Raw genomic sequence first — 25866 nt, forward strand, 5'->3', positions numbered from 1 at the left:
AAAAGGGTGGAAGGTGGTATATTACCGTGATTGTTAAAAACAGGAATAGCCGTAAAAGAAAAGTATTTACTATAATATTAGTGATTGCTTGGCTAAGCTTTGCAGGATTTAGTGCCTATTACGTATATACTCATTTTATTGATGTCAAGCCAGAAGTAATTACTAGGGTTGACCCTAATGGTGTAGAAATAAAGGTTGATGAACGACCCGTTACGGTTCAAGCTAAGCAAGAGTGGACAGTACCAGCTAGCCATCCAAGGTATATCTCTATTCCTAAATTAGGAATAGAGAATGCTAGAATAGTTCAGCTAGGGATTATTAAAAAAACTGGCCAGTTAGATGCTCCTGTATCTATACATGATGCTGGTTGGTATAACGGTAGTGCATTACCTGGTAAGGGTGGCGCAATGCTTATGGATGGACATAACGGAGGCCCTAATTTCGGTGGCATATTTGAAAAACTTAGGGAATTAAAAAACGGCGATGAAATTATCATTGAACGTGGCGATGGTAAAAAGTTAACATACGTAGTAAAAGACAACCGCGATATGAATGTTAAGGATATTAATGATCCATCTAATAAATGGGGGATGGCTACCATGACAAATTCTATAGAAGCTGGTAAAGAGGGACTTAATATTATTACTTGTGTCGGTCAATGGGATGAAAGATCGCAAACTTTTAATGAGAGAACAATGTTAAGGGCTGTAATAAAATAAGGTATAGATTATTTTAAAAAAGTAGATAAAACTTCTTCAGGTAGTTGGAGAAGTTTTATTTTTATACGAAGATATATTATAATTAAAAGTAGATAATATCAGCTTGAATGGATAAAACTATGGAGCTTTCTAAATTTAAAAAAACTATTATAATACTTATTACACTTTTATTTGGTTTTATACCTATGTTTATATCTGCTATTTTGACGGATTCGTTTATCGGAGATAAGTATGATCTTCCAATGATTTTTTATATTAGCATTATGTTTGGAGACTTAGTTCTTTTACCTATATTCAATATTAAATTTGTAGAATTGTTTTATGAAAATAAAAAGAATATTATAGCTAAAAAATATAAGACTATCGGCAAAATTATATTAGTTTCTGTATTGTCTGCCTGCATAAATTTATACTCCCACTTTATTTTATGGCCTAACGATAATATTACAGGATTTATGGATTTTCATAAGGGTGAATTAGCTATTGGTGGATGGGTGCATTTCTTTTTTAGCTTTTTGCAAATGATAATTGTATTTTATTATTTAATCGAGTTGCCGGAAATTATTAAAGCAAACAAGAGTAATAAATTAATAAGATCATTACAGAAATTATTGATTATTTTCGTACTTCTACAAATTCCTGATTTTATTCTTCGAAATATTAAATTAAATACTATAAATAATTTTATAGGTGCCTTATTGACGGATTGGCCATCGGTAGCTGTTCCTATAGTTATGATAGCTTACTTTACATTTTTACAGATTAAATATAGAAAATAGCATATTAGAAAGCTCTAAAATACTCAAGGCTTAGGACATAGTAGGGTAAACTACAAACATAAAAATATAAGAGACTACTGCATTCGAAAAATATAACATAAAAGACCTAATATATTATTTTAAAGCATAAGCTAAGAAAGAATAAAACCTATTTTAGTGCTTGACTTTTTTACTCGGATGGTGTAAAATTTTATAGATTTATGGCTCAGAAAGAAGTTATCAAGTTGGAAGGGAAAATCGTAGAAGCGTTACCAAATACGCAGTTTAAGGTTGAACTCCAAAATGGGCATACAATCACCGCCCATATTAGCGGAAAAATGCGTAAAAACTATATCCGTTTAGTACAGGGTGATAGAGTGGAAGTAGAGTTGACCCCTTATGATCTCACGAAGGGAAGAATCAGCTTCCGACTCAGAGACGAAAAGCAAGTATCGTAATAACAAATATGGAATGCCGTTATTATCATCTAACGGTAGTCTTATTATTTTTATGAGGAGCTTGCAGATAATATCAACCTAAAGGAATAAGGAGTTTTTTACACTTTATGAAAGTTCGTGCAAGTGTTAAAAAAATCAGTCCTGATGACATTTTAGTGCGTCGTAAAGGTCGCCTACGTGTTATCAATAAGAAAAAACCTAAGAATAAGCAAAGGCAGGGTTAAGTATGGCTCGAATCGCAGGTGTAACAATCCCAGCGGAAAAACAAGTATGGATTGCTCTTACCTATATATATGGTATCGGCGAAACTACTTCAAGAACTATCCTTGCGGCGGCTAATATTGAGCCGACCACTCGGGTGAAAGATCTCACCGAGGCTGAAGAACAGAAGCTACGTGAAATCATTGATAATGATTACACTGTAGAAGGTGATCTGCAACGCCTCGTGGCAAATAATATCAAACGTCTAAAAGACATTAACAATTATAAAGGTATGCGTCATAAGACAGGTCTTCCTGTGAACGGACAGCGCACCCGTACAAATGCACGAACACGCAAGGGACGCGCAATTGCCGTTGGTGGAACGCAACCAAAAGCAGCAAGTAAGACCTAAGATTAAGGAAGGAATAGGAAAATGGCAGAAAAAGTTAGTCGTAAAAAACAGCGCCGATCTGTTCCATCAGGTCAAATGCACATTCAAGCTACTTTTAACAATACTATTATTACTTTTTCAGACAAAAAAGGTAATGTGTTAACAGCAGCAAGTGCAGGTGCTTGTGGCTTCCGTGGAAGCAAAAAAGGTACTGCATACGCAGCACAAGTTGCTACTGAAAAAGCAGCTGAAAATGCTAAGACTCTTTATGGTCTTGGTTCTGTAGATGTTTTCGTAAAAGGTGTGGGACTTGGTCGTGATTCAGCGATCCGTTCATTATCAAACCTAGACATCTCAGTTGAAAGTATTAAAGATGTGACGGGTGTTCCACACGGTGGTGTTCGTCCAAAGAAAGCAAGGAGGGCTTAATAAATGGCACGAGATAGGTCTCCGATTGTTAAACAATCACGCCGTGAAGGCTATGCTCTTCATCCAAAAGCTACTAAGATTATGGCGCGTAAAAGTGGTATTCCTGGACAACATTCAGGAAGCCGACAAGGTAAGCCAAGTCTTTATGCAATACAATTACGTGAAAAACAAAAAGTACGTCGTCTATACGGATTACTTGAAAAGCAATTCGCACGTTTAATGAAAGAAGCATCACGTAAAGATGGTCTAGCAGGTGAAAATCTTCTTCAACTTCTAGAGCAACGTCTTGACAATGTTATTTATCGTGCAGGGTTTGCTACTTCACGTCGTCAAGCTCGCCAATTAGTAAGCCATGGACATTTCATGCTTAATGGTAGACGAGTAGACATTCCATCAATTCGCGTAAAAGCAGATGATGAAATTGTAGTACGTCCAAAAAGCCAAAAATCTGGTTACTTTACTAACTTACAGGATGTAGTTGCTAATACAAACCAACCTGCACTTAGCTGGTTGAAATCAGACAGTAGCAAAATGACTGTTAAAGTTACTGGTCTTCCAAAACGTGAAGAAGCAGAAGCCGGAATTAATGAACAGCTAATTGTTGAGTACTACTCACGATAAAGGGTAAGGAGCTAAAAGTTTATATGTCAAAATTAATTCATAATCCAGCGCTTGCTGAGATCCAAGATAATAGCGAAACTTCTGCAACTTTTGTAGTTAAGCCGCTAGAAGCTGGATACGGTAATACGCTTGGTAACAGCTTGCGTCGTGTTTTGCTTTCAAGCATTAACGGTGCTGCTGTGGTAGCATTCAAAATAGAAGGTGTAAGCCATGAATTTACAACTGTTGAAGGTGTTCGTGAAGACGTTGTAGATATTATGCTAAACCTTAAAAATGTAAAATTTAAAGCACATACAGATAATCCTGTAGAATTAACTCTTGAAAAGAGTGGAGCAGGTATTATTACTGCTGGCGATATTCAATCTAATGCAGATATGGAAGTGGTAAACCCAGACCAAGTTATTGCTACTATTGATGGTGAAAAAACTAAGTTTATAATGCACCTAGTAGTAGAATCTGGCCATGGATATAAAACTATAGAAGATTCTAGTGAAGATAGATTACATAGTGATATGATAGCTATAGATGCTATGTTCTCGCCAGTTTTACGTGTGCGTTATAAAGTTGACAACACGCGTGTTGGACAAAATTCTAATCTTGATAGTCTTGAGATTACAATTGATACTGATGGTTCAATTTCACCTAGAGAAGCTTTCGAACAAGCAGCTGCTATATTAGTAAACCAATATACTGCTTTAGCTGGATCTACTGAAGTTGCTCCAGCTCCTGCATTAGGAGAAGAAGCTGATGATGAAGCTAGTGAGCTTTATACACCAGTTGAAGATTTAAACTTGACAGCTCGAACAACAAATGCGCTTGTTAATAACAACATTCGCACCGTTCACGATTTAGTTAACCTTACCGAACAAGATTTGCGTGAACTTAAAGGCTTTGGAAGTAAAGCTCTAGATGAAGTAAATGATAAAATAGCGGAGTTAAATTTATAATATGCACCGACATGGATATAAAGGGCGAAAATTTGGTCGTGAACGCGACCAACGCCGCGCACTCCTCAAAGGCTTGGCAACTTCGCTTGTCATTCATGGCAAGATTGAAACTACTTTGCCGAAAGCCAAAGAGACATTGCGTTATACTGAAAAATTAATTACAAAGGCCAAAAAAGGTGATTTACATAACCGTAGACAAGTAATGGCAAAACTTGGAAATATCGAAGTTGCTAATAAACTTGTTGATGTAATAGCACCACAACTTAAAAATAGAAATAGTGGTCACCTACGCATAGAACGAACTAGAGTTCGTCGTGGCGATGGCGCTGAAATGGCTATTATTGAGTTTGTTGACCAAATTAATCATGAAAGTGAGGATAAGTAAATGGCTGTTAATGCAAAAACTTATTCACAAAAACCAGTAGAAGTAGAAAGACGATGGGTTTTGATTGATGCAGAAACTGCACCAACACTTGGACGTTTGGCTACTGAAATTGCTACTTACTTAACAGGTAAAAATAAAGTTACTTACACACCACACACAGATGGTGGTGATTATGTAGTAGTTATTAATGCTGAAAAAGTAAAAGTAACTGGTAATAAAGAAGAAGATAAGATGTACTACCGTCACAGTGGTTTCCCTGGTGGACTAAAAGAGGCATCTTTGAAGGAAGTTAGAGTTAAAGATGCTTCAATGATTATTGAAAAAGCAGTTAAAGGTATGCTTCCTAAAAATAAATTACAAGAAGAACGCATGAAACGTCTACGTGTTTATAACGGTAGTGAGCACAACCATGTAGCACAAAAACCTGAGAAAGTTGAGGTAAAATAATATGGCTGATACTAAGTATTTTTATGGTCTTGGTCGTCGTAAGTCTGCTACAGCACGTGCAAGACTATTTGCAGGAAAAGGTAACCTAACTATTAACGATAAGCCTGCATTGGAATATTTTTCAGGAAATAAAACTATGCTTGCTGAGGTTACTGACCCATTAGCACTAGTTCAAAAACAGAATGAATATGACATTACTATAAAAGTTAATGGTGGTGGTCTTTCTGGACAAGTAGATGCGATTAAGCTTGCAATTTCAAAAGCTTTGACAGTTGCACATGTTGATTTACGTCCTGTACTAAAGAAAGCAGAATTATTAAAACGTGATCCACGTGAAAAAGAACGCAAGAAGTATGGTCTTCGTTCTGCACGTAAAAGAGAGCAATTCTCAAAACGTTAAAAGCTACGATAAAAATAACTCCGGATGGAGTTATTTTTATTTTTTATTATAAAAATTATTAAATATTATCAATATTATAAAGCCCCTCAACTAGGAGGGGTAAGGAACACGCTAACGCACTACATGAACTACTTTAGTGACTTTTAGGTCACCTGTTGATATCATTTTATAAAAGATATTGAAGATATTACCATTACTAGTTAGTTTAACCAAGCCTTTTTGAGAAGTGGCGTAATACCTGCTACCTTTTAAAATATGTTCAGACTCTTTGATGAGGTCTGATTCAGATGGGAAGATTTTATCCTTAAGATTATTCATCTTCTCTGCTTTAGTGTGAAATTGGTGATAATGTACTAATGGAACCATAATAGATTCCTCCTTTACTATTTGATAATTATAATTATACCATTAAAATATATAATTTGCAATAGTAAATTTATATTTTTATTACTAGTAGTTCTATTTATATAAGCTAAGTAATAATATATTTATATAGTATAATAATACCTTTACTAAAAATAGAAATATTGAAAAATAATTATGATTATGATTAAATAAGGGTATATTTTAGTAAGTGGGAGTTATTATGAAAAACATTTTAAATAAAAAAAACATATTTAAAATAATATTAGTTTTGTCACTTGTTATACTGGCAAGCCATGGTTGGTTTATGTATTTAACAGTACCAAAAAATTATGTAGGGTCAGTTTGCAATAATAAAGTAATAGAGGAATATAATAATTTAATCCAAGATGGTAATAAGCTAGATAAAGAAGCTAAAGGTTTTGAAGATAGAGTGATAGCTATGAAGAATTATAGCAAAGATTCTAACTGCGTACTTATTTCTTTAAGAATGAATGAATACCTTAAGAATGAAGATAAATATAAAAAAGATTTAGAAAATCTTAAAGACCTAGTAAATAAAAATCAATCCCCTAGTATTAAGAATAAAGGTATAGATAGTCTTGATAATTTAATTCAGAATGCTAATTTTTCTAATAACGACGATTACTATATAGATGCAGGTGAGTTAAATGACAAAAAATAAAATAGTTATATTAGGTAGTGGGTTATTATGTACTATTTTTGTTAGTTTTACTATGACGTTATTTAATAGTAATTATGCTAGTGCGTCAGTTATAAGCGGAATAAAAGATGATTTGCGTAGTCTAGATGGTAGAACTGAAGCTTCCGGACATACCCTGCATTGGTTTACCCTTCCTGGCAAGCCTATTGATAGGGATAGCGACGCAATTGAAATACCGGATAATTTTAATAAGGTGACTGTTCAGCTTAGAACTATTGCTTATACCCATAAAAATAGTAGATATATCCCTGCAACATCATACTCTACTAATATTAGAAAAGGTATTGGCCTGTATGCAGACAGGATAAAAAATATCGATTTCAATGCTAAAGACGTAGGTAAAGGAAAAATCGTTGAGATTGGTAGACGGCCAGCGCCAGGTAATTTTACTACCGAAGCTGAGTATAGAAGAAACTACCTTACTTTAGAACTTGATATTAGAGGTATAGGAAGAAGTGGTGAAGTTGTTGCTATGCCTATACCTATATTTTCCTGTTACCATACAAGGGGGCTATTCAATTTATCTGGAATAGATAATGGTGATGAATGGGAAGGTCAACTTATAGACGGCCGTGCAAGATGTAATTCTTCTGATTATATATTAAAAATTAAACGCTTGCCAACTATTCCACCCCCACCAGCATCAGAAAGCTCTCATGCTAAAACTTTAATATCAGTTAATGATAATGGCAATAAAAAGAGTATTTATGATAGAAATTGGAGTGAACAAAACCTATTAGCACCAGTAGGTAAGAACTTAATGTTCTACCACTCTGTTTATGATGGTGTAGGCTATAAAGATGATACTAGGTCGAACTGGTCATGGAATACTAGACTAGGAGCCGTTAACTCTGGCCTAGAAAAAACAGGAAGAGGAACTGTTGTTCGGCAAGGAAATATTCACGAAACGCTAAGGAATAGTCGAAGTAATAGTAGTTCTATGACTATAAAACCAAACCAAGCAGGTCAAACTATTTGTGATAGCATTAACTATCGAGCTGAGCATTTTAGGTATATATATGAATATAAAGAACGAAAAGAAAATGGAGAAGTTGTAGGATACGATTTGCAAAAACATGAGGAGCGTAACCCAGAAAGTGTAGATGTGCATTCTACCCCTAGATGTGCTTATGTGCCTTATGATTATGAATTAAAATTATGCTTAGCATCCTTATCAACAACACCTCAAGTTTATTGTGGAGGTTCAGACATACCAACTGAATCAAATAAAGAAATCCCAATAGATCCAAATATAGAGAATAAAGGAAGTACACCAACGCCTTCAAATACTAAATGGAAAATTACTCAATGGAGAGTTTCAGAAGATAATGAGAATATCCCTGTAGGGAAGGGAGGAGATGATAATAATGGTAAAAATACTTGCCAGTATTATAGTGAAGTATTTGCTGGAAATATAAGAGACTGCAAGGTTACTAACGAGGGTGAAAAAAGCATACCTATTGGTGACAGTTATTTTGATAGTAAAAAAATAGTAGTGCCAAATAATGCTAAAGTTGGCGAGAGATATTGTATAGGTTTGTCTGTATCTCCTTATTCATTAAAGCAAAATGAAGATAAAGCTAAACAGGATAGTAAGATAGGTAAAGAATGGCGACATGCTGCACCTATTTGTATGTTAGTTGTTAAAAAGCCTAAGGTGCAAGTATGGGGAAACGGTATATATACACGTGGTGGAATAAAGACAAGTACAACAGTTGTGTCGGGCAAGACGCTTGGTTCTTGGGTAGAATATGATGCTTTTTCGGCTAAAAGTATTAAAGGATTTAAATCTGAATCGTCTTATACAACAAATAATTTGACATTTACTAACAATATTCATCATTTAGGTAACTGGGGGGTGTGGAATAGTATTTCTACAGCTAACTATATAGAAAATGGTGTTAGAGCTAAATTTGGTAGGAATAGCAAGAACGATCCAGTAAATAAAGTAGAAGTAGAAGAATACAGAGGAAATTATACTTTGAATGGCTTGGACGGTAATAACAAACCTGACGGATGGACGAGTGTAATTTACGCTGATAATATTAAAATAAATGGTGATATTATAAATAAGAATCCTGCAGATAATAATATTACTAATATTCAGCAAAAAATTATTATTGCTAATAATATCTATATAGATCCAAGGGTTAAAAGGATTGATGCGTGGTTGATAGCTAAAAATGATTTAATTACATGTACTGAAAATAATGCTAGTTTTAAGACAAAAGTATCAAATAAAACATGTAATAATGAGCTAAAAATTAATGCAGGGGTAGTGGCTAAAAATATTCATTCTTGGAGAACATATGGAAGTGAAAACGGAATGATGGAAAAACCTGCTGAAATATATAACCAACGAGCAGATGCTTATATGTGGTCATATAGTAAAGGGTCTGGTGATAACCATATAGTTACTACTTATACTAAAGAATTGCCAGTGAGGTATTAAAATTATGGGTATTAAAAAATATAATTCTGGATCTGTTTCAATGTTTGTGGTAATTATGACAAGTACCTTAATTGTCATAATGGCATCAAGCTTTGTAAAATTAATGAATCGTGACCAGCAAAGAGCTACCGAGCAAGATTTATCTCAATCTGCCTACGATAGCGCACAGGCTGGGGTGGAGGACGCTAAAAGGTTTATTGCTAAGTATAGTGCAGAGTGTGGAAGAGGTTTAAGGCTGGATACTCGAGAATGTATTGATATGCAAAATGCTTTAAATAAATCTGACTCATGCAATATGTTAAATAGCGGTAATATTGGAGCTAAAGAGGGTGAAACGCAAATTCAAACAAGTGCATCTTCATCATCTCGCGACTCACAATTAAATCAAGCTTATACATGTGTTAAAATGCAATATGATACGGATGACTTTTTAGGGAAATCTAGTACTCAGCAATCAAAAATGATACCTTTAAAAGGAAATAGAGATTTTAGGTATGTTAGGATATCTTGGCATAATGTAAATAATATGTCTAAGCCTGACGAAAGCATTAACTTGCCGGAGGTTACTGGACATCCATCACGAATACAAACAGAGAGTCTTAGTAATTGGCAAAAAAATGCCACTAGGCCGGCAATGTTAAAAACGCAGTTCTTTGGCTATAAGAATGGCAGAAACATGTTAGAAAAAATGGATAGTTCGTTTTCCGATGATGGTGAAGGTTTAGATGAAGCGTTGCTAATGCCAACTGATCCAAAATCAATATCAGCTAACTCACGATTTAACCTTCCTAATAATCGTAGAGATAATCCTACGAAATTAGAATACTTATATCCTGTTAGCTGTAATAAGAATTTACTAGCTGGTGGATATGCTTGCATGGTTACTATAGATCTTAATCATAACGTATTAACTGGAGACAACGCTTTCTTAAGGCTTCTTCCTATTTATAGAGATACAGATTTTAAAATTGAGCTATTAGATGAAAGGCAAAGAATAGTTAAATTTAATGGTGTTCAACCAAAAGTAGATTCTACAGGTAGGGCAAATGATAGATTTAGAAGAGTTGAAAGTAGATTAGAATTTAATGATTCTAACATCCCTGTTCCTGATTTTGCTGTAGAATCAGAAGATACTAGTCAACCGTTTTGTAAATCTTTCTGGGTGAGTCATTTGAAGAACGGTGGATGGGAATGTAAACTCTAAAAAAATCACATATATAAATAATGCCGGTATAATTACTGGCATTATTTTAAGATATGTTACATCTTGTTAAAAGTTGCCATTAGCGTTATAATAAGTATATGAATGAAAATTCTCGATATGCGGTAGGGGTGGATGTTGGTACTTCATATATTAGATGTGTAGTAGCTAGTTTAGATAATGAAGCAAAACCAAGAATTGTAGGTTGTAGCCAAGTTGAAAATAGTGGTATGAAGAAAGGAGTTATATCTCATCTTGCTGGACCTAATAAAGCTTTAGATAAAGCTTTGAATGAAGCTGAAAATATGAGCGGGCAGGATATTAAAAAGGCTTGTTTTAGTATTAACGGATGTCATATATTGAGTACTAAAACCGATGGAATGATAGCTATTAACTCTCCTAAACAGGTGGTTTCTTTAGACGACCTTGATCGTGTTGAGGAAGTAGCTTCAATAGGAAAAATACCAAATAATCGAGAAATACTTAAATTTATACCATACTCGTACAATTTAGATGGGCAAGATGGTATTGCTGACCCTATGGGTATGAATGGAAATAGATTAGAAGTTTATGCGAACATTATATCTTCCTTAGCTCCACATATAAATAATATACATATTTTAGCTGAAGAAATGGAGATGAATGTTACTTCTATTATCCCTAGTGTTATGGCTGCCAGTGAAGCTGTTTTAAACGAAAAGCAGAAAGAAAGTGGTGTAGTTGTGATTGATATGGGAGCAACTACTACTGGTGTTGCTATATATGAAGAGGGCGATATACAGTTCCTTCGAGTAGTGCCAATGGGTGGGCAAAATATTACTAATGACTTAGCTATTTGTCTTAAAATAACACCTGATATTGCAGAAGAAATTAAATTAAAACATGCACTTGCTATTGAGCGCAGTGAACACCACGATATTGTTGTTAAGAGAGGTCGTGAACACTATAGTTTTAACACTAGCGAAATTGATGAAATTATAGAAGCTCGCCTTGAAGAAATTTTTGAAGAAGTAAGGAAAGTTCTAAAAGTTGCTGGTAAAGATGCAAAACTTCCTAGTGGTGCTGTACTAGTTGGCGGTGGAAGTAATATGAAAAAAATTGATGAGTTTGCTAAGAAACATTTAGATTTAGCTACTCAAATAGGAAAATCTAATATTGAGTCTTCAGTTTCTGAAGAGGTGTTTAGCCCCGAATTTGCTGTGGCGGTAGGCCTTATGCTTGAAGATACTAATAGTGATGGCGATTTAGGTGGTCATCACCAAAGAGAAAAAGAGCAAAATGGATTTTTTGCACGGCTCTTTAGAAGAAATAAATAAAAAGTGTTATAATAAGTGAAAATAAGGAGATTTTAAATGCCAGAGATTAAACCTAATGAGATTCAGACATTTGCTAAAATTAAAGTAGTTGGTATAGGAGGTGCTGGAGGTAGCGCTGTAAACCGCATGAAGGATGTAGGTTTAAATAATATTGAATTCATTGCAATGAATACAGATGCACAAGCTCTTTATAACTCTAAGGCTGATACTAAAATACACCTTGGCCGAGAGACTACAAACGGCCTTGGTGCAGGTGCCGACCCAATGGTTGGTGAAAGTGCTGCTTTAGAATCTAAAGAAGATATAAAGCAAGCTTTAGAAGGTGCTGACATGGTGTTTATAACAATTGGTGCTGGTGGTGGTACTGGTTCTGGTGCTGGTCATGTAGTAGCAGAAATAGCACGAGAAATGGGTATTTTGGTTATTGGTGTTGCAACCAGACCATTTACTTTCGAAGGAGCAAAGCGTAAAACTAATGCTGATTGGGCAATTAGTCGCCTTGCATCAGCCGTAGATACTTTAATTACTATCCCTAATGACAGGTTGCTTCAAACAGTTGATCGCAATTTACCATTAATGGAAACTTTTAAAATTGCTGATGACGTATTAAGACAAGGTGTTCAAGGTATTTCAGAGTTAATTACTGAACATGGGCTAATTAATCTAGACTTTGCTGACGTTAAGTCTATTATGAGTAATGCTGGTTCTGCGTTAATGGGGATAGGTCGTGCTAGCGGTGATGAGCGTGCAAGAAAAGCTGCCGAGCAAGCTATCGAAAGCCCAATGATTGAAGTTTCAATAGATGGAGCTAGAGGTGTACTATTTAATGTTTCCGGTGGTTATGATATGAGTATGAGTGAAATACAAGAAGCTGCCGAAATTATTACAGGAGCCGTAGCGCCTGATGCTAATATAATTTTTGGTGCAACATTAAAACCAGAATTAGAAGATGAATTAATTATCACCGTAGTTGCTACTGGTTTTGACCGTGAATATAATGCAGAGCATAAAAATAATTCATTAGATAGCGTAGTAACACAAGACTTAAGTATTGATAATTCATCAAAAAATAGCGAGAATGTAGAAGATATAGCAGAGTCAATTGATATAGAGCTAAATAAAGAAGAAGAGAACTCAGCAGCTGATTTTACTGGAGAACTTCAAACAAATAATATCTGGGCTACACAGGAAGATGATGAAGAAAGTGATATTCCAGCATTCTTACGTCGTCGAAAACGTAATAAGAAGGACTAATGAAATATAAAATAGACGAAACAAAAGTTTTAGAATCTAGAGTTTCGGTAGATGGAGAATCTATACGGCGTAGGCGCATAACTAAGGATGGTTATAGATTTACCACTTATGAACGTATAGAAAAGCCACAGTTAACCGTACTTAAATCTCATGGTGGTAGAGAACCTTTTGGTAGGGATAAACTTAAAGGGTCTATAATTCGTTCTATTGGTAAATTTGTTTCTGATATGCAAGTAGAAGAGATAATTAATCGGGTAGAGAATAAGCTTTTGAGTCGTTCTAATAAAGTATCATCTCATCAGATTGGTGAAGAGGTGTTAGAAGCTTTATTTGTTATGAATAAAGTTGCTTATATAAGATTTGCAAGTGTATTTAATGGTTTTCAAACGGTTGAAGATTTTGAAGAGATTTTACAAAAAATAAGGAATGAAGAATGAGAATTATAGCAATTTATAATAAAGAAAGCGACCACGCCCGAGCTACAGAAGATTTTTTATATGAGTTTGAGAGAAGAACTGGCTATAAAATTGAGACTCTAAGCCCTTATGATAGAGAAAATGAATCCCTGCTTCGTGCTTATGATATTGTTGAATACCCTACTATAATCGCCCTTTCAGAATCTGGCGAACTGCTACATATATGGAAAGGTATGCCTATACCTCTTATAAATGAAGTTTCGTATTACTTAGGATAATTATATAGAATGGATATTCTAGCACTCTTATTGTAAGAGTGCTATTTTCGTGTTATTATATATAGTATGACAAAGACATCAAATTATTTAGTGCCAACAGTTATTGAAGAAACTAATAGAGGTGAGCGTGCGTTTGATATCTACTCTCGTTTACTTAATGAGCGTGTGATTTTTTTAGGCGATGAAATAAACTCGCAAACAGCTAATATTGTGGTGGCACAGCTTTTACATTTAGCTTACCAAAATCCAGATGAAGATATTAAATTATATATTAATTCTCCTGGCGGAAGTGTTTATGATGGCCTTGCTATTTTAGACACTATTAATTTTATTAAGCCAGACGTGCAGACTATAGGAATTGGGTTGCAAGCTTCTATGGGTGCTTTTTTGCTTGCTGCTGGAACTAAGGGTAAAAGAGGAATCTTACCCAATGCTCGTGTAATGATCCACCAACCATCAAGTGGAACTAGAGGAAAAATAACTGATCAAGAAATTGATCTTAAAGAGGGCTTAACGCTAAAAGAAAAGTTAGCAGAAATATTAGCAAAAAATACTGGACAGAACCTAGAAAAACTTAAAAACGATATGGAACGTGACTACTGGATGAGTGCAGAAGAAGCTGTTAAATACGGTATTGTTGATAAGATTTTATAGAGTTAAATTACTATTGATTTTTAGATCAATAAGGAGTAGAATTATATATGCTTTAAAAAGCAAAATAGTTCTTTTAGGAGGATGGTAAGATGAATATACCAGAAAAAATTAGCGAAATCCTACATACTAAGGACCATTCAAAAGAAACTTTGGATGAAGAAACTAATAGAGTTATTTTAGCTAGCCGTAAAGCTGAAATGGAACGTAGTGTACAAAGGTTTATAATGTAATAGCCTTTTCCTCCATATACAATAAAAGTGGCAATATTGCCACTTTTAAATTTAAAAAAGAAAAGTCCGTTTTAAAACGGACTTATTTTAGTGGTTGAAAACTAGTGCCTACTTCAGAATTTTTTAATCTTAGAAATTCTTCATAAGTTACTGGTACAGGCCTATAGGTAATGCTATCACCAAAGCGTAGTTTTGCCAATACATAATACCTATCATTGGGCAATAGATTCAAGTAACCTTCTGTGTAAGTATAATCTGTTTTTACTGGTTTTTTTGCAATTATTTTTACGAAAGAATACTCATCAGCCCAAGCAAACTGCTCACTACTATAGGTTAAGCCTTTTATTTTCTTACCTTGACTGTCACCGAAATAAATTCTAGTTCCAAAACCTAGAGGATTTATTACGAAAAATACATTGTCAACTTTTTGACCAGTACCAGCCTGTGAGAAGGTTAAGCCTTCTGCAGGTAAGATTGTTTTACCAGCAAATTCTTCACTTAACCAATTTTTAGCTTTATTACTACCAATTTTACCTTTTTCTAAAATATCCTCTAATTTCTGCTTCCATTGTGAATTTGAATTAGAATTCAAAATAGGGTCGTTATTCTGGGTTGCTTCAGGAACAGCCTTTTCATCCGTCTCTTTAGGAGATGGACTAGAAATATTACTAGTTTTAGGGGCTACGCTAGTTTTACCAGTGTCATCTTTATTGCTACAGGCTACAAAAATGAATGAAGCTAGTATTATACTAAAAAATAACACTACTTTTTTATCAAGATTTTTCATAAAAATCCTCCTTATTTTTAAATGTACTAATATATTTATATTTTATAATAAAAATACAAAAAAGTCAAATAAATAACAGATTCGCTATTATTGATTTCTATTGAAAAAAATGACTTTTTATGATAAAATTGCTTATAAGAAGTAGTGTGTCTGCGGGAATTATTTCAGAGATTTGGCAGTTTCTGAATGTCGTTAGACGGAGAATCTTCGGGCCGATTCTAATAACACTTATAAAATACAAGGAGAAAAATGGCGGAAAAGCGAGTAAACGCTGCGGGTCGAGTATTCTTTTCAAAAGAGGATGCTATTTTAAGTACACCCGATTTAATTTCTCACCAACGTGAATCGTGGCGAAATATGATCGACACGGGTCTTAGTGAGATTTTTAATGAATTAAACCCAATTGAAGACTATACTGGTCAACGATTGTCGTTAAAATTCAAAAAATATGAATTTCATAACCCTAAAACCACCAAGAGTTATGCAAAAGAAAATAATATAACTTTTGAAGCACCTCTTCATGTACAGGTTGAGTTAACTAATAAAGTTACTGGTGAAGTTAAAGAACAAGAGATTTATCTTGGTGATTACCCATGGATGACTAGCCAAGGTACCTTCATTATTAATGGTACTGAACGTGTTATTGTTTCTCAGTTAGTACGTTCTGAAGGTGTATATTTTAATGCTGAAAACTATGCTGGCAAAAAATACTATGGAGCTAAAATTATTCCTGCGCGTGGTGCATGGCTTGAATTTGAAACAGACCCTAAAACTAACGTAATTTATGTAAAAATTGACCGTCGTCGTAAAATTACAGCTACAACATTAATTCGTGCTCTTGCACAAATCAGTAAAGATGAAGTTAAAGAAATCTTTAAAGATGTTGATAGTGGTGATATTAAATATATTGAAACTACTTTAGAAAAGGATAGCGCAAGCGGACCAAACGAAGCGTTAATTGAAGTTTACCGCCGTTTACGACCAGGAGACTTAGCCACTATTGATAATGCTCGTTCTATGATTGAACGTATGTTCTTTGATTTTAAACGCTTTGATTATGGACGCGTTGGTAGATATAAAATCAATAAACGATTAAATATTGAAACACCAAATACTGTAGATAACAGAACTTTCCAGATGGATGACCTTTACCGAATTATTAAAGAAGTTATTCGTTTAAATAATGAACAAGGTGAAGTTGATGATATTGATAGTTTAGAAAACCGACGAGTTAAACTTGTAGGCGAACTTGTAGCTCGCCAATTCCGTGTTGGTATGCTACGTATGCAACGTAATGCAATGGATAGAATGTCCTTAACTGATATTGAAAATGTTACTCCTGGACAATTAATTAATGCTCGCCCAGTAGTAGCAGCAGTGCGTGAATTCTTTGCTGGAAGCCAGTTGGCTCAAGTTATGGATGAAACAAACCCACTATCAGAGCTTTCACACAAGCGTCGTCTAAGTTCAATGGGTCCTGGCGGTGTTACTCGTGATCGCGCTGGACTTGAAGTTCGTGACAGCCACCCAACACACTATGGGCGTATTTGTCTTGTTGAAACTCCTGAAGGCGCTAATGTTGGTCTTGTTACTAACCTTGCGACATTTGCTAGAATTAATGAATACGGCTTTATTGAAGCTCCATACTTAAGAGTTAAAGACGGTAAAGTTACTGATGAAGTTGTATACCTTGATGCAGCACAAGAAGCCGAAGAAATTATTGCCGATGCTGGGTCTAAACTTAATGATGACGGAACTTTCGTTGAAGAACAAGTATCTGCCCGAAAATCACTTGTTCCTTCTCAGGTTGAAAGAAGTGAAGTTACGTTGATGGACGCTGTACACAGACAAGTTCTTGGTGCTGCTGCTTCCTTAATTCCATTCTTGGAGCGTGACCGTATTGACCGTGCTTTGACTGGTTCATCCATGCAGAAACAGGCCGTGCCTCTTCTTTGGACTGAAGCACCAACCGTTGGTACTGGTGTTGAAGCAGATATTGCTCGTAATCTATCTCAATTAATTACTGCCGAAGATGATGGTGAAGTATTAAAAGCTGATGCTAATACTATTGAAGTAAAATATAAAAATGGTACTACTATTTATGAGCTAAAACACTTTGAAAAGACTGCTGACGACCGTTGTTATAATCAAAAAGTAATAGTTAAAAGAGGCCAAAAAGTTAAGAAAGGTGATATTTTAGCTGAAGGTGCAAGCATTAGCAATGGTGAGCTTGCTTTAGGGCGTGATTTACGTGTTGCCTTTATGTCATGGGGTGGATATAACATGGACGATGCTGTGATTATATCTGATAGATTAGTTAAAAACGATGCTTTAACAAACATCAACATTAAAGATTACATGGTTGAAGTACGCGAAACTAAGCTAGGACCTGAACAAGTAACTCGTGATATTCCTAATGTTAGCGAATATGCTTTAAGGCACTTGGATGAAAACGGTATTGTACAAGTTGGCTCTGAAGTTAAAGCTGGAGATGTTCTAGTTGGTAAAATTACACCAAAAGGTGAACAAGAACTTTCAAGTGAAGAGCGACTACTTCGTGCTATTTTTGGTGAAAAAGCTAAAGATGTACGTGATACTTCACAGCGAATGGGAAATTCTGGCGCTGGTAAAGTTATTGGTGTTAAAATCTTCTCAAGAGAAAACGGTCATGAAATGCGTGCTGGTGTATTAATGCAGATTCAAATCTTTATTGCTGAAGCTCGCAAAATTATGGTTGGTGACAAGATGGCAGGACGCCATGGTAACAAGGGTGTTGTTGCTAAGATTCTACCAGAATCTGACATGCCTTTTATGGAAGATGGAACCCCTATTGATGTAATTCTTTCACCTCTTGGTGTACCATCACGTATGAATCTTGGACAGTTATTTGAAGTTCACCTTGGTATGGCTGCTAAAACACAAGGATATCGTGTTGCTACACCTACTTATGATGGTGTTGATGCTGAAACTTTAAGTGATGAATTAGAAGCAGCTGGTATTGCTAGAGACGGTAAAGTGCAACTTTATGACGGTTTAACTGGCGAGCCATTTGAACAACGCACTACAGTTGGATTCATGCACATGATTAAGCTTCACCATTTAGTAGCAGATAAGATTCACGCTCGTTCTACTGGCCCTTATACTATGGTTACACAACAACCTCTTGGTGGTAAAGCACAAAACGGTGGACAGCGATTTGGAGAAATGGAAGTTTGGGCGCTTGAAGCTTATGGTGCAGCTAATATGCTTCAAGAAATGCTAACTATTAAATCTGACGATGTGGTAGGACGCGCTAAAGCCTATGAGAGCATCATAAAGAACAATAAAATTGTTGGACCAGAACTTCCTGAATCATTCAACGTTTTAGTAAAAGAACTCCAGGGATTAGGATTACGCGTTGACTTGCTTGATGAGCATACGCAAGTTGATGCCGAAGAGCTATTATCTGTAAGAAATGCTGACGTGGATAGTTTAAGCATTGAAGATGAAGAATATGAAGCTATTCGTGATGAATCCGATGGTGAATTTGAAAATAATATGAATATTCAAGACATTGATGAAATTGATGAAATTAAGGAGGAAGCGTAAATGGCGAGGGTAGTACATACCAATCAAATGACCGATTTTGATGCCGTACGTCTTGCTGTAGCTAGCCCAGAAGATATTTTGGGCTGGTCACACGGCGAGGTTACAAAGCCAGAAACAATTAACTATCGTACACAAAAACCTGAAAGAGATGGTTTGTTCTGCGAAAAAATATTTGGACCTGTAAAAGATATTAACCCTTATGACAGCAAATTAAAGGGCGTAAGAAGCCGTGAAGTTGCTGTTGATAAGAACGGTGAAGTGGTTACTAAATCTATTGTTCGTCGTGAACGTATGGGGCATATCGCCTTAGCAGCTCCTGTAGCACACATTTGGTTTATGCGTGGAGTTCCTAGTGCAATGAGTTTACTATTAGGTATGACCGTTAAAAATATTGAGCGTATTGTTTATTTTGCAAGTCATGTTATTTTAAGTGTTGACGAAGAGAAACGTGAACAACTACTAGCTGATCTAGATGCTGAAGACACTGCAGCACGTGCAGCTATTAAATTCCGTTATGAAGAAATGGCTAAAGAAGATGGTGTTAATCTAAAAGCTATTGCTGAAATGCAAACCAAAGAAATAGATGAGCTTAACGAAAACTATAAAACTAAGAAAGATCAATTTACAGGAATTACTAAAGGTGCTTTGATTACTGAAACTGAATATCGCAATCTTCCAGAAGAAGCTCAAGATATTATTGAGATCGGTATGGGTGGTGAAGCTATCAAAAAAATGCTTGATGAGGTTGATGTAGATAAGCTTATTGAATCTCTAAAAGAAGAATCTGAAAAAGCAAAAGGCCAAAGACAAAGTAAGATCCTAAAACGTCTAAAAACTATTGAAGGAATGAAATCTGCTGGCATTAAACCATCTAGCCTATGTATTTCTGTTCTTCCGGTTATTCCTCCGGATCTACGCCCAATGGTTCAATTAACTGGTGGTCGTTTTGCTACTTCAGACTTAAACGATTTATACCGTCGTGTAATTAACCGTAATAATCGTTTGAAAAAACTTATAGAGCTAAATGCTCCAATGGTTATTAAGCGTAATGAAATGAGAATGCTACAAGAGGCAGTTGATTCATTGATTGATAATAATGCTTCAAGAAGTGGTAGGTCTGCTAATACTACTGGTGGACGCCGAAAGCTAAAATCATTAAGCGATATGCTAAAAGGTAAGCAAGGACGATTCCGTCAGAACCTACTTGGTAAGCGTGTTGACTACTCTGGACGTTCAGTTATTGTTGTTGGTCCAACACTTAAAGCTCACCAATGTGGATTACCGAAACAAATGGCAGTTGAGCTATTTAAACCATTTATTATCTCTTGGTTGATAGATAAAGGACATGCTAACCATATTAGAACTGCTACACGTTTAATTGAAGCTAAAGATTCAGTAGTTTGGGATGCTTTAGACGAAGTTATTGTAGGTAAATATGTGCTTCTAAACCGTGCTCCATCACTTCACCGTTTATCTATTCAGGCTTTCCAACCTAAGTTAGTAGATGGTAAAGCTATTCAATTGCACCCACTAGTTGCTAATGGATTTAACGCTGACTATGACGGTGACCAGATGGCTGTTCACTTGCCACTTTCTGAAGCTGCCCAAGAAGAAGCCAAGAATTTGATGAGCATTTCACATAACCTTCTAAAACCAGCAGATGGACAACCAGTCCTTTCTGTTGACCAAGATGTTGTTTACGGTAACTACTATCTAACTTACGAAAAACATTCTGAAGCTAGCAAAAAACCACGAGCTTTTGCTAATGTTTATGAGGCAGAAATGGCTTATGACAAGGGCGAAATTGCACTTCAAACACCTATACGCGTAAATGTTAAAGGCGAAAACCGTAATACCACATTAGGACGTGTATTCTTTAATGAATTGTTACCTGAGGATTATCCTTATGATAATAACCCACAAACTAAGAAGCAAATTAATAAAGTTCTTGCTGATATGTTCTCTCACTACGGTGCAGAAACTACAGTAGCTGTTGCAGACAAAATTAAAGCTTTGAGTTTTTACTTTGTAACTAAGTCAGGTTTATCTATTGGTAAAGAAGACTATACCGTATATGAAAGTGGTAAAGTTGCAGAAATTATTGCTGAAGGTGATGCTAAAACTACATTAATTCAAGAACAATATGATCAAGGATTGTTAACAGAACAAGAACGCTACAACCTTATTATTAACAACTGGCATGATGCTATAGACAAGGTTGATAGTGAGATTGCTGACCGTGTTAAGAATGAGGGTGCTGATTCTCCTGTAGGATTAATGGCGATTTCTGGTTCTCGTGGTAACGCAACTAACATCCGTCTTGCTTCTGGATTAACAGGAATTATGGTGGATGCTACTAACCGTGAAATTGAGCTTCCTATTCGCTCTAACTATACACACGGTATGAGTTCCCTTGAAGCTTTCGTGGCTACACGTGGTGCTCGCCAAGGTTTGATTTCTACAGCCCTTAAGACAGCTGACTCTGGTTACTTAACAAGACGCCTTGTAGACGTTGCCCAAGATGTCTTCTCTACTACTGATTCTGAAGAAGAAACTGATGCAGGATTTGAGATTTTCCGTTCTGAAAGTGAAGACACAATGATTGCTTTTGGTGATCGTTTATATGGTCGCTTTACTGCTGAGGCCGTAGAAGGACATATTGGAGCTGATGAGTTAATTAGCCGAGAGATTGCAGACGCTATAGAAAATGATGTTAAAATTCAAAGTGTTAAAATTCAAAGCGTATTGTCAACATCTAACTTATCTGGTATTCCACAAAAATCTTACGGTATAGATATGGCTACTGGTCACTTAGTATCAGCTGCAGAACCTGTAGGTGTTATTGCTGCTCAATCAGTTGGTGAGCCAGGTACACAGTTGACCCTAAACACATTCCACAGCTCTGGTGTTGCTGGATCTGGCGCCATCTCACAGGGTCTTCCACGTGTTGAAGAGCTTCTGGAAGCTCGTTCACCTAAAGGTCAGGCATATATGACTGAAGTTTCTGGACTAGTGGATATTTGGGAAGATAACAATATGAATATTATCCAAATTACGCCACAAGTTAAAGTTGATGGTGAGGAAATGGCACCTGTACGTTATGAAATACCTAACTCCGTAGCTTTAGCTGTAAGTAAGAATGACTTGGTGGAAGCTGGTGATCGCCTAACAATTGGTTCATTAAATCTTCGTGATCTTATGGAATATAAAGGTGTAGAAGCAACTCAAAGATATATTATGAATGAAATTCTACGTATCTATGCAGCCCAAGGCCAAGATATTGCATCTAAGCACCTTGAGATTATAGTACGCCAAATGTTCAGCCGTGTATTAATTGAAGATGCTGGTGATTCTGACTTTGTAACAGGTGATATTGTTTCTAAAGCTTCAGCTGTAGAAGCTAATAAAGAATTAGCTAAAGAAGGTAAGAAACAAGTTTCATTTAAGCAACAGCTTCTAGGAATTACTAAAGTTTCTATTTATAGCGATAGCTTCCTGTCGGCAGCTTCATTCCAAAATACTACAAGCGTATTGATTGGAGCAGCTACATCTGGACGCGTAGATAAATTGCATGGACTAAAAGAGAATGTGATTATTGGACGCAAGATTCCTGTAGGAACAGGTGTTAAAAACAAAGTTTCAAAAGAAGTAGAAGAAACTGAGGAATAAAAATATTAAAAATACTAGTCTTAAACGGCTAGTATTTTTATTGTATAGTTTTAGATTATGATATAATTTAAAGTATAGAAATAATTTAGTACAAAAAAGAATCTTATTATGAATAAAAAAAATATAATTATGCAGAATATAAAAAACATCCCGTTTATATTTATTGGAATTGTTTCTATTATTTTTGGATTAGTAATGCTATGGGATACAGTAATACTGCCATTATATAAGATGAATACATGGGTAAAAACAACAGGGGAAGTGGTTGGCTACGAAAAAAAATCTTCTAGTAAAATTGATGATAGCGGCAATTCAGAACAAGTTGATGGCTATATAGCGGTAATTGACTATAAGATAAAAGATGCCACTAACGAAGTTCATCTTGAAATGAATAACACCCCTGAAATTGGGACTAAGTATGAATTATATTATAATCCTAAAGATGATAAAGATTATATTCTTGGAGGGGTTAATTATTTAAATTTACTTTTTATAACGAACCTGATAATAGGTACATGGATCATTAAAGAGAATCTACTTAGAACCTTTAAAAATAGAAAAGATAATAAAATAAATAATTCTCTTGTAAACAGCGGACTTCAAGCTATAGGTAAAATTGACAGAATAGAAAGATCTAAGGATGGATTTTACCAAGTTGTGGTAAAGATTTTAATGGATAACGGTGAATATCATGAATATAAATCTGATAAACATAAAATAATAAAAGATAGGTTAAATATTATCGGCAAGAAAGTTTCAGTATACTTTGATAAGAATGACTATCAAAAATATTACGTAGACATTAATAATATTAAATAAAAAGGTAGACTTAAATGAGGATTTTATATACAGATGGTTCAGCTGCACCAAACCCTGGCCCTGGTGGATATGCTGTTATAGAGAATGGTAAACCTATAGCATTAGGTGGGGAACCTATGACTACTAACATTAGAATGGAAGGAATTGCTTTAGGGAAAGCATTACGTTTGCTTAATGGTGAAGAAGCAAAAATTTATACTGATAGTGATTTCTGGCGACAGGTTTTAATGCAGTGGGCACCAAATTGGCAAATTAACGGTTGGAAAAAGAAAAAAGGTGATATTAAGAATTTAGATATAGTAAAACCTTTATATGAATTATACTGTCAATCTAATGCTGAAATTATTTGGCTTAAAGGCCATGCTGGACATGAATATAATGAACTAGCTGATAGTTGGGCTAACAAGGCTAGAGAAGGTCAAAGAATAGAGAATATTAATGGTTAAAAGTAGACTGAAAAATATAGTTTTTGATAGTGATTTTTTAATTATGAATACAGTTAGAAAAACATTATCAAATATAAATAAATATAAGTTTACTTACATTTTAAACGCTTCTTTATTGCAATTTTTTATAACTTCAGTAGGTTTTTTTGTTTTAGGACAAATACTAAATTTGATTTTAATATTCTCTGGACAAGAGAATATTAATAAGAATAATTTTTGGCAACTATTCACTAATCCTTTAAGTATACTTGCAATTTTTAATTATTTACTTTGTATAGCTTTTTTAACTTTTGTTGAATTTTCTGTTATTACTTTTATGGTGTATGGAAAACAAAAAGGTACGCATTTTTCTATTAAGACAGTTATGAAATATGCAGGAAGCAATGCTAAGAAAATAGCAGGGATACAATTAGTTTGGTTTTTTGTATATTTTGTGCTAACAATCCCTTTATCTAACCTAGGATTATCTTCAGCTATAACGGAAAAGCTATATATACCAGCTTTTATTACTGGGGAATTTTTTAAAACTTTAAATGGCAGCATAATGGTTATTACTTTTATGGTATTAGCTTTTTATATTAATTTAAGACTTATATTCACTTTACCATTAACAGTAGTAAATGATGATGCTTCCTTTTTAGCTAATATTAGAAAATCGTGGCAAATTACAAAGAAAAATAAAATAAAATTGCTAATAACTATAGGTTTGCTAGAGGCTTCATTGCTATTACCTATGTTTATTTTTATTATTTTATCAATGTTAGTTTTAGGATTATTAGATCACAATGGTAATAATGCTATAATGCAGGTTATTTTCTTTGTATTGATAAAAAGTTCATTATTCTTCTTTTTAGTAATATCGAAGATTGGTATTATAGATATTTTAATTTCTACAATTGCTAAACAGAAAATTATTAGTAAAAAAGTCTATGATCATCATAATGAAGAACAATTTAAGTCAAGAATGCTACTAATGTTTTTTATTATACTAGTCCTAGGCAATGCTTTTGTAGGAGTGTGGAAAGTTTATATGATGAAGATAAACCCAAATACGGCAATAATCGGTCATCGTGGATATGATAAACATGGTGTAGAGAATTCTATAGAATCTTTAGAGGCTGCTAAAATGGCTGGAGCTAATTTTGTAGAAATGGATATTATTATGACTAAAGATAAGAAATTTGTTGTTTCGCATGATTTTAATTTAAAAAGAGTAGCTGGGGTAGATAGAAATATAGCAGATATGAATTTTAATGAAGTTGTTAATTTACCCTTAAGACAAAGAGGGTTTAAGAGCCACTTGCCTTCTTTTGAAGAATTTGCCGAAAAATCAAAGAAGCTAGATATGAATTTGTTTGTAGAATTAAAACCTCATGGTAGGGAACCTGAAGATTATTACGATATTTTTATCAAAGAAATGAAACGGTTAGGGTTAGCTGAAAAATCTAAAGTTATATCAATTGATCAAAAAACTATTGAAACAATCGAGAAGAAAGCTCCAGAGTTTAAAACTGGGTACATTATCCCATTACAATTTGGTGGTTTTAATAAAACTAATGTAGATTTTTATGTTATTGAAGATTTTTCCTACAGTGAGAGATTAGCTGAGCAAGCTAAGAAACACCATAAAGGGATATATGTTTGGACAATTAATGAAGAAAGTAAATTATATAAATATTTACAGCAACCAATTGATGGTATTATAACGGATGAAGTTTTGCTAGCGAAAACTGTTCAAGAAAAGCTATCTAATAAAGAGAGTTATTTAGATAGACTACTTATGATGTTCGACTTATAAAAAATAAAATCTATAAACCAAATTTTAGTACTTTGAGATATTGATTTTTTAATACTTTTATGCTAGAATAACAGATGAACTTTATTTACGTAAATAATAAAACTTGGTGATATGG

Annotated in this window: 27 protein-coding genes; 25 read left to right on the top strand and 2 right to left on the bottom strand. The window is 34.7% G+C overall.

All coding sequences use genetic code 11. From position 1 onward, the window contains the following. Positions 1-26 precede the first annotated feature (26 nt). The 11 genes from G6CMJM_RS02190 to rpsI all read left to right on the top strand — a co-directional run bounded on the left by G6CMJM_RS02190 (position 27) and on the right by rpsI (position 5756). Positions 27-719: a class F sortase gene (locus tag G6CMJM_RS02190; protein ID WP_165302675.1), complete on the top strand. Its 693-nt coding sequence runs from the start codon at positions 27-29 to the stop codon at positions 717-719. Positions 720-826: 107 nt separating this feature from the next. After that, complete coding sequence (locus G6CMJM_RS02195; protein ID WP_129718845.1) at positions 827-1498, top strand: hypothetical protein; 672 nt, start codon at positions 827-829, stop codon at positions 1496-1498. Between the two features lie 200 nt (positions 1499-1698). Continuing rightward, on the top strand, positions 1699-1935 hold the full coding sequence (infA, locus tag G6CMJM_RS02200) for a translation initiation factor IF-1 (RefSeq protein ID WP_129718846.1): 237 nt from the start codon (positions 1699-1701) through the stop codon (positions 1933-1935). Positions 1936-2042: 107 nt separating this feature from the next. Then, entirely contained in the window at positions 2043-2159 is a 117-nt protein-coding gene (gene rpmJ / locus G6CMJM_RS02205; protein WP_129718847.1) for a 50S ribosomal protein L36, read from the top strand. Between the two features lie 2 nt (positions 2160-2161). Continuing rightward, complete coding sequence (gene rpsM / locus G6CMJM_RS02210) at positions 2162-2548, top strand: 30S ribosomal protein S13 (protein ID WP_129718848.1); 387 nt, start codon at positions 2162-2164, stop codon at positions 2546-2548. A gap of 21 nt (positions 2549-2569) precedes the next feature. Then, positions 2570-2956, top strand: a complete 387-nt coding sequence (gene rpsK / locus G6CMJM_RS02215) for a 30S ribosomal protein S11 (protein WP_129718849.1) — start codon at positions 2570-2572, stop codon at positions 2954-2956. A gap of 3 nt (positions 2957-2959) precedes the next feature. Beyond that, positions 2960-3577, top strand: coding sequence for a 30S ribosomal protein S4 (rpsD, locus tag G6CMJM_RS02220; RefSeq protein WP_129718850.1), 618 nt, complete (start codon positions 2960-2962; stop codon positions 3575-3577). 23 nt (positions 3578-3600) lie between these two features. Next, positions 3601-4524: a DNA-directed RNA polymerase subunit alpha gene (locus G6CMJM_RS02225; RefSeq protein ID WP_129718851.1), complete on the top strand. Its 924-nt coding sequence runs from the start codon at positions 3601-3603 to the stop codon at positions 4522-4524. Position 4525: 1 nt separating this feature from the next. Further along, positions 4526-4909, top strand: a complete 384-nt coding sequence (gene rplQ / locus G6CMJM_RS02230; RefSeq protein WP_129718852.1) for a 50S ribosomal protein L17 — start codon at positions 4526-4528, stop codon at positions 4907-4909. Beyond that, positions 4910-5356, top strand: a complete 447-nt coding sequence (gene rplM / locus G6CMJM_RS02235) for a 50S ribosomal protein L13 (RefSeq protein WP_129718853.1) — start codon at positions 4910-4912, stop codon at positions 5354-5356. Position 5357: 1 nt separating this feature from the next. Then, positions 5358-5756, top strand: a complete 399-nt coding sequence (gene rpsI / locus G6CMJM_RS02240; protein WP_129718854.1) for a 30S ribosomal protein S9 — start codon at positions 5358-5360, stop codon at positions 5754-5756. Between the two features lie 111 nt (positions 5757-5867). On the opposite strand, the gene G6CMJM_RS02245 is transcribed toward rpsI, so the two are convergent. Beyond that, a complete protein-coding gene (locus G6CMJM_RS02245) occupies positions 5868-6122 on the bottom strand; it encodes a hypothetical protein (RefSeq protein WP_129718855.1) in 255 nt (84 codons plus the stop codon). A gap of 220 nt (positions 6123-6342) precedes the next feature. On the opposite strand from G6CMJM_RS02245, the gene G6CMJM_RS02250 reads away from it, so the two are divergent. From G6CMJM_RS02250 to G6CMJM_RS03205, 9 genes are all read left to right on the top strand, one after another. Next, positions 6343-6804, top strand: a complete 462-nt coding sequence (locus tag G6CMJM_RS02250; protein WP_129718856.1) for a hypothetical protein — start codon at positions 6343-6345, stop codon at positions 6802-6804. Beyond that, on the top strand, positions 6791-9295 hold the full coding sequence (locus G6CMJM_RS02255; protein ID WP_129718857.1) for a hypothetical protein: 2505 nt from the start codon (positions 6791-6793) through the stop codon (positions 9293-9295). Before G6CMJM_RS02250 ends, G6CMJM_RS02255 begins: the two co-directional genes overlap by 14 nt. A 4-nt stretch (positions 9296-9299) precedes the next feature. Beyond that, complete coding sequence (locus tag G6CMJM_RS02260) at positions 9300-10499, top strand: hypothetical protein (RefSeq protein WP_129718858.1); 1200 nt, start codon at positions 9300-9302, stop codon at positions 10497-10499. Between the two features lie 98 nt (positions 10500-10597). Beyond that, positions 10598-11812 carry a cell division protein FtsA gene (ftsA, locus tag G6CMJM_RS02265; protein ID WP_129718859.1) on the top strand — a complete coding sequence of 405 codons (1215 nt, stop codon included), beginning with the start codon at positions 10598-10600 and terminating at the stop codon, positions 11810-11812. 36 nt (positions 11813-11848) lie between these two features. After that, entirely contained in the window at positions 11849-13066 is a 1218-nt protein-coding gene (gene ftsZ, locus G6CMJM_RS02270; RefSeq protein WP_129718860.1) for a cell division protein FtsZ, read from the top strand. Continuing rightward, positions 13066-13503, top strand: coding sequence for an ATP cone domain-containing protein (locus tag G6CMJM_RS02275; RefSeq protein ID WP_129718861.1), 438 nt, complete (start codon positions 13066-13068; stop codon positions 13501-13503). The genes ftsZ and G6CMJM_RS02275 overlap by 1 nt, the downstream gene beginning before the upstream one ends. After that, on the top strand, positions 13500-13760 hold the full coding sequence (locus G6CMJM_RS02280) for a hypothetical protein (protein WP_129718862.1): 261 nt from the start codon (positions 13500-13502) through the stop codon (positions 13758-13760). Before G6CMJM_RS02275 ends, G6CMJM_RS02280 begins: the two co-directional genes overlap by 4 nt. Positions 13761-13826: 66 nt before the next feature. Then, on the top strand, positions 13827-14414 hold the full coding sequence (locus tag G6CMJM_RS02285; RefSeq protein ID WP_129718863.1) for an ATP-dependent Clp protease proteolytic subunit: 588 nt from the start codon (positions 13827-13829) through the stop codon (positions 14412-14414). Between the two features lie 89 nt (positions 14415-14503). Continuing rightward, positions 14504-14644, top strand: coding sequence for a hypothetical protein (locus G6CMJM_RS03205; RefSeq protein WP_165302677.1), 141 nt, complete (start codon positions 14504-14506; stop codon positions 14642-14644). A gap of 82 nt (positions 14645-14726) precedes the next feature. Here G6CMJM_RS03205 and G6CMJM_RS02290 read toward each other — a convergent pair whose 3' ends face one another. Further along, the gene (locus G6CMJM_RS02290) at positions 14727-15431 is read right to left on the bottom strand and encodes a hypothetical protein (RefSeq protein ID WP_129718864.1); all 705 of its coding nucleotides are present in this window, start codon (positions 15429-15431) and stop codon (positions 14727-14729) included. 249 nt (positions 15432-15680) lie between these two features. Between G6CMJM_RS02290 and rpoB the strand changes: the two genes are divergently transcribed. The 5 genes from rpoB to G6CMJM_RS02315 all read left to right on the top strand — a co-directional run bounded on the left by rpoB (position 15681) and on the right by G6CMJM_RS02315 (position 25751). After that, a complete protein-coding gene (gene rpoB / locus G6CMJM_RS02295) occupies positions 15681-19019 on the top strand; it encodes a DNA-directed RNA polymerase subunit beta (RefSeq protein ID WP_129718865.1) in 3339 nt (1112 codons plus the stop codon). A gap of 27 nt (positions 19020-19046) precedes the next feature. Beyond that, positions 19047-22688 carry a DNA-directed RNA polymerase subunit beta' gene (rpoC, locus tag G6CMJM_RS02300; protein WP_478210062.1) on the top strand — a complete coding sequence of 1214 codons (3642 nt, stop codon included), beginning with the start codon at positions 19047-19049 and terminating at the stop codon, positions 22686-22688. 108 nt (positions 22689-22796) lie between these two features. After that, a complete protein-coding gene (locus G6CMJM_RS02305) occupies positions 22797-23507 on the top strand; it encodes a DUF3592 domain-containing protein (protein WP_129718867.1) in 711 nt (236 codons plus the stop codon). 14 nt (positions 23508-23521) lie between these two features. Beyond that, positions 23522-23953 carry a ribonuclease H family protein gene (locus tag G6CMJM_RS02310; protein ID WP_129718868.1) on the top strand — a complete coding sequence of 144 codons (432 nt, stop codon included), beginning with the start codon at positions 23522-23524 and terminating at the stop codon, positions 23951-23953. Positions 23954-23996: 43 nt separating this feature from the next. Continuing rightward, on the top strand, positions 23997-25751 hold the full coding sequence (locus G6CMJM_RS02315; RefSeq protein ID WP_165302678.1) for a glycerophosphoryl diester phosphodiesterase membrane domain-containing protein: 1755 nt from the start codon (positions 23997-23999) through the stop codon (positions 25749-25751). Positions 25752-25866 lie beyond the last annotated feature (115 nt).

The sequence above is a fragment of the Candidatus Nanogingivalis gingivitcus genome (assembly GCF_004151455.1).
GTDB classification, from domain to species: Bacteria; Patescibacteriota; Saccharimonadia; order Saccharimonadales; family Saccharimonadaceae; genus Nanogingivalis; species Nanogingivalis gingivitcus.

Excerpts from the sequence above, each read along its gene's own strand:
- rpoC (WP_478210062.1), top strand. The coding sequence starts at position 19,047 with ATGACCGATTTTGATGCCGTACGTCTTGCTGTAGCTAGCCCAGAAGAT.
- G6CMJM_RS02305 (WP_129718867.1), top strand. The coding sequence starts at position 22,797 with ATGAATAAAAAAAATATAATTATGCAGAATATAAAAAACATCCCGTTT.
- G6CMJM_RS02195 (WP_129718845.1), top strand. The coding sequence starts at position 827 with ATGGATAAAACTATGGAGCTTTCTAAATTTAAAAAAACTATTATAATA.
- G6CMJM_RS02225 (WP_129718851.1), top strand. The coding sequence starts at position 3,601 with ATGTCAAAATTAATTCATAATCCAGCGCTTGCTGAGATCCAAGATAAT.
- G6CMJM_RS02310 (WP_129718868.1), top strand. The coding sequence starts at position 23,522 with ATGAGGATTTTATATACAGATGGTTCAGCTGCACCAAACCCTGGCCCT.
- G6CMJM_RS02255 (WP_129718857.1), top strand. The coding sequence starts at position 6,791 with ATGACAAAAAATAAAATAGTTATATTAGGTAGTGGGTTATTATGTACT.
- infA (WP_129718846.1), top strand. The coding sequence starts at position 1,699 with ATGGCTCAGAAAGAAGTTATCAAGTTGGAAGGGAAAATCGTAGAAGCG.
- G6CMJM_RS02250 (WP_129718856.1), top strand. The coding sequence starts at position 6,343 with ATGAAAAACATTTTAAATAAAAAAAACATATTTAAAATAATATTAGTT.
- rpoB (WP_129718865.1), top strand. The coding sequence starts at position 15,681 with ATGGCGGAAAAGCGAGTAAACGCTGCGGGTCGAGTATTCTTTTCAAAA.
- rpsK (WP_129718849.1), top strand. The coding sequence starts at position 2,570 with ATGGCAGAAAAAGTTAGTCGTAAAAAACAGCGCCGATCTGTTCCATCA.
- G6CMJM_RS02315 (WP_165302678.1), top strand. The coding sequence starts at position 23,997 with ATGAATACAGTTAGAAAAACATTATCAAATATAAATAAATATAAGTTT.
- G6CMJM_RS02285 (WP_129718863.1), top strand. The coding sequence starts at position 13,827 with ATGACAAAGACATCAAATTATTTAGTGCCAACAGTTATTGAAGAAACT.
- rpsM (WP_129718848.1), top strand. The coding sequence starts at position 2,162 with ATGGCTCGAATCGCAGGTGTAACAATCCCAGCGGAAAAACAAGTATGG.
- G6CMJM_RS02275 (WP_129718861.1), top strand. The coding sequence starts at position 13,066 with ATGAAATATAAAATAGACGAAACAAAAGTTTTAGAATCTAGAGTTTCG.
- rpsD (WP_129718850.1), top strand. The coding sequence starts at position 2,960 with ATGGCACGAGATAGGTCTCCGATTGTTAAACAATCACGCCGTGAAGGC.
- rplM (WP_129718853.1), top strand. The coding sequence starts at position 4,910 with ATGGCTGTTAATGCAAAAACTTATTCACAAAAACCAGTAGAAGTAGAA.
- rpsI (WP_129718854.1), top strand. The coding sequence starts at position 5,358 with ATGGCTGATACTAAGTATTTTTATGGTCTTGGTCGTCGTAAGTCTGCT.
- ftsZ (WP_129718860.1), top strand. The coding sequence starts at position 11,849 with ATGCCAGAGATTAAACCTAATGAGATTCAGACATTTGCTAAAATTAAA.
- G6CMJM_RS02245 (WP_129718855.1), bottom strand. The coding sequence starts at position 6,122 with ATGGTTCCATTAGTACATTATCACCAATTTCACACTAAAGCAGAGAAG.
- G6CMJM_RS02290 (WP_129718864.1), bottom strand. The coding sequence starts at position 15,431 with ATGAAAAATCTTGATAAAAAAGTAGTGTTATTTTTTAGTATAATACTA.
- rplQ (WP_129718852.1), top strand. The coding sequence starts at position 4,526 with ATGCACCGACATGGATATAAAGGGCGAAAATTTGGTCGTGAACGCGAC.
- G6CMJM_RS03205 (WP_165302677.1), top strand. The coding sequence starts at position 14,504 with ATGAATATACCAGAAAAAATTAGCGAAATCCTACATACTAAGGACCAT.
- ftsA (WP_129718859.1), top strand. The coding sequence starts at position 10,598 with ATGAATGAAAATTCTCGATATGCGGTAGGGGTGGATGTTGGTACTTCA.
- G6CMJM_RS02260 (WP_129718858.1), top strand. The coding sequence starts at position 9,300 with ATGGGTATTAAAAAATATAATTCTGGATCTGTTTCAATGTTTGTGGTA.
- G6CMJM_RS02280 (WP_129718862.1), top strand. The coding sequence starts at position 13,500 with ATGAGAATTATAGCAATTTATAATAAAGAAAGCGACCACGCCCGAGCT.
- rpmJ (WP_129718847.1), top strand. The coding sequence starts at position 2,043 with ATGAAAGTTCGTGCAAGTGTTAAAAAAATCAGTCCTGATGACATTTTA.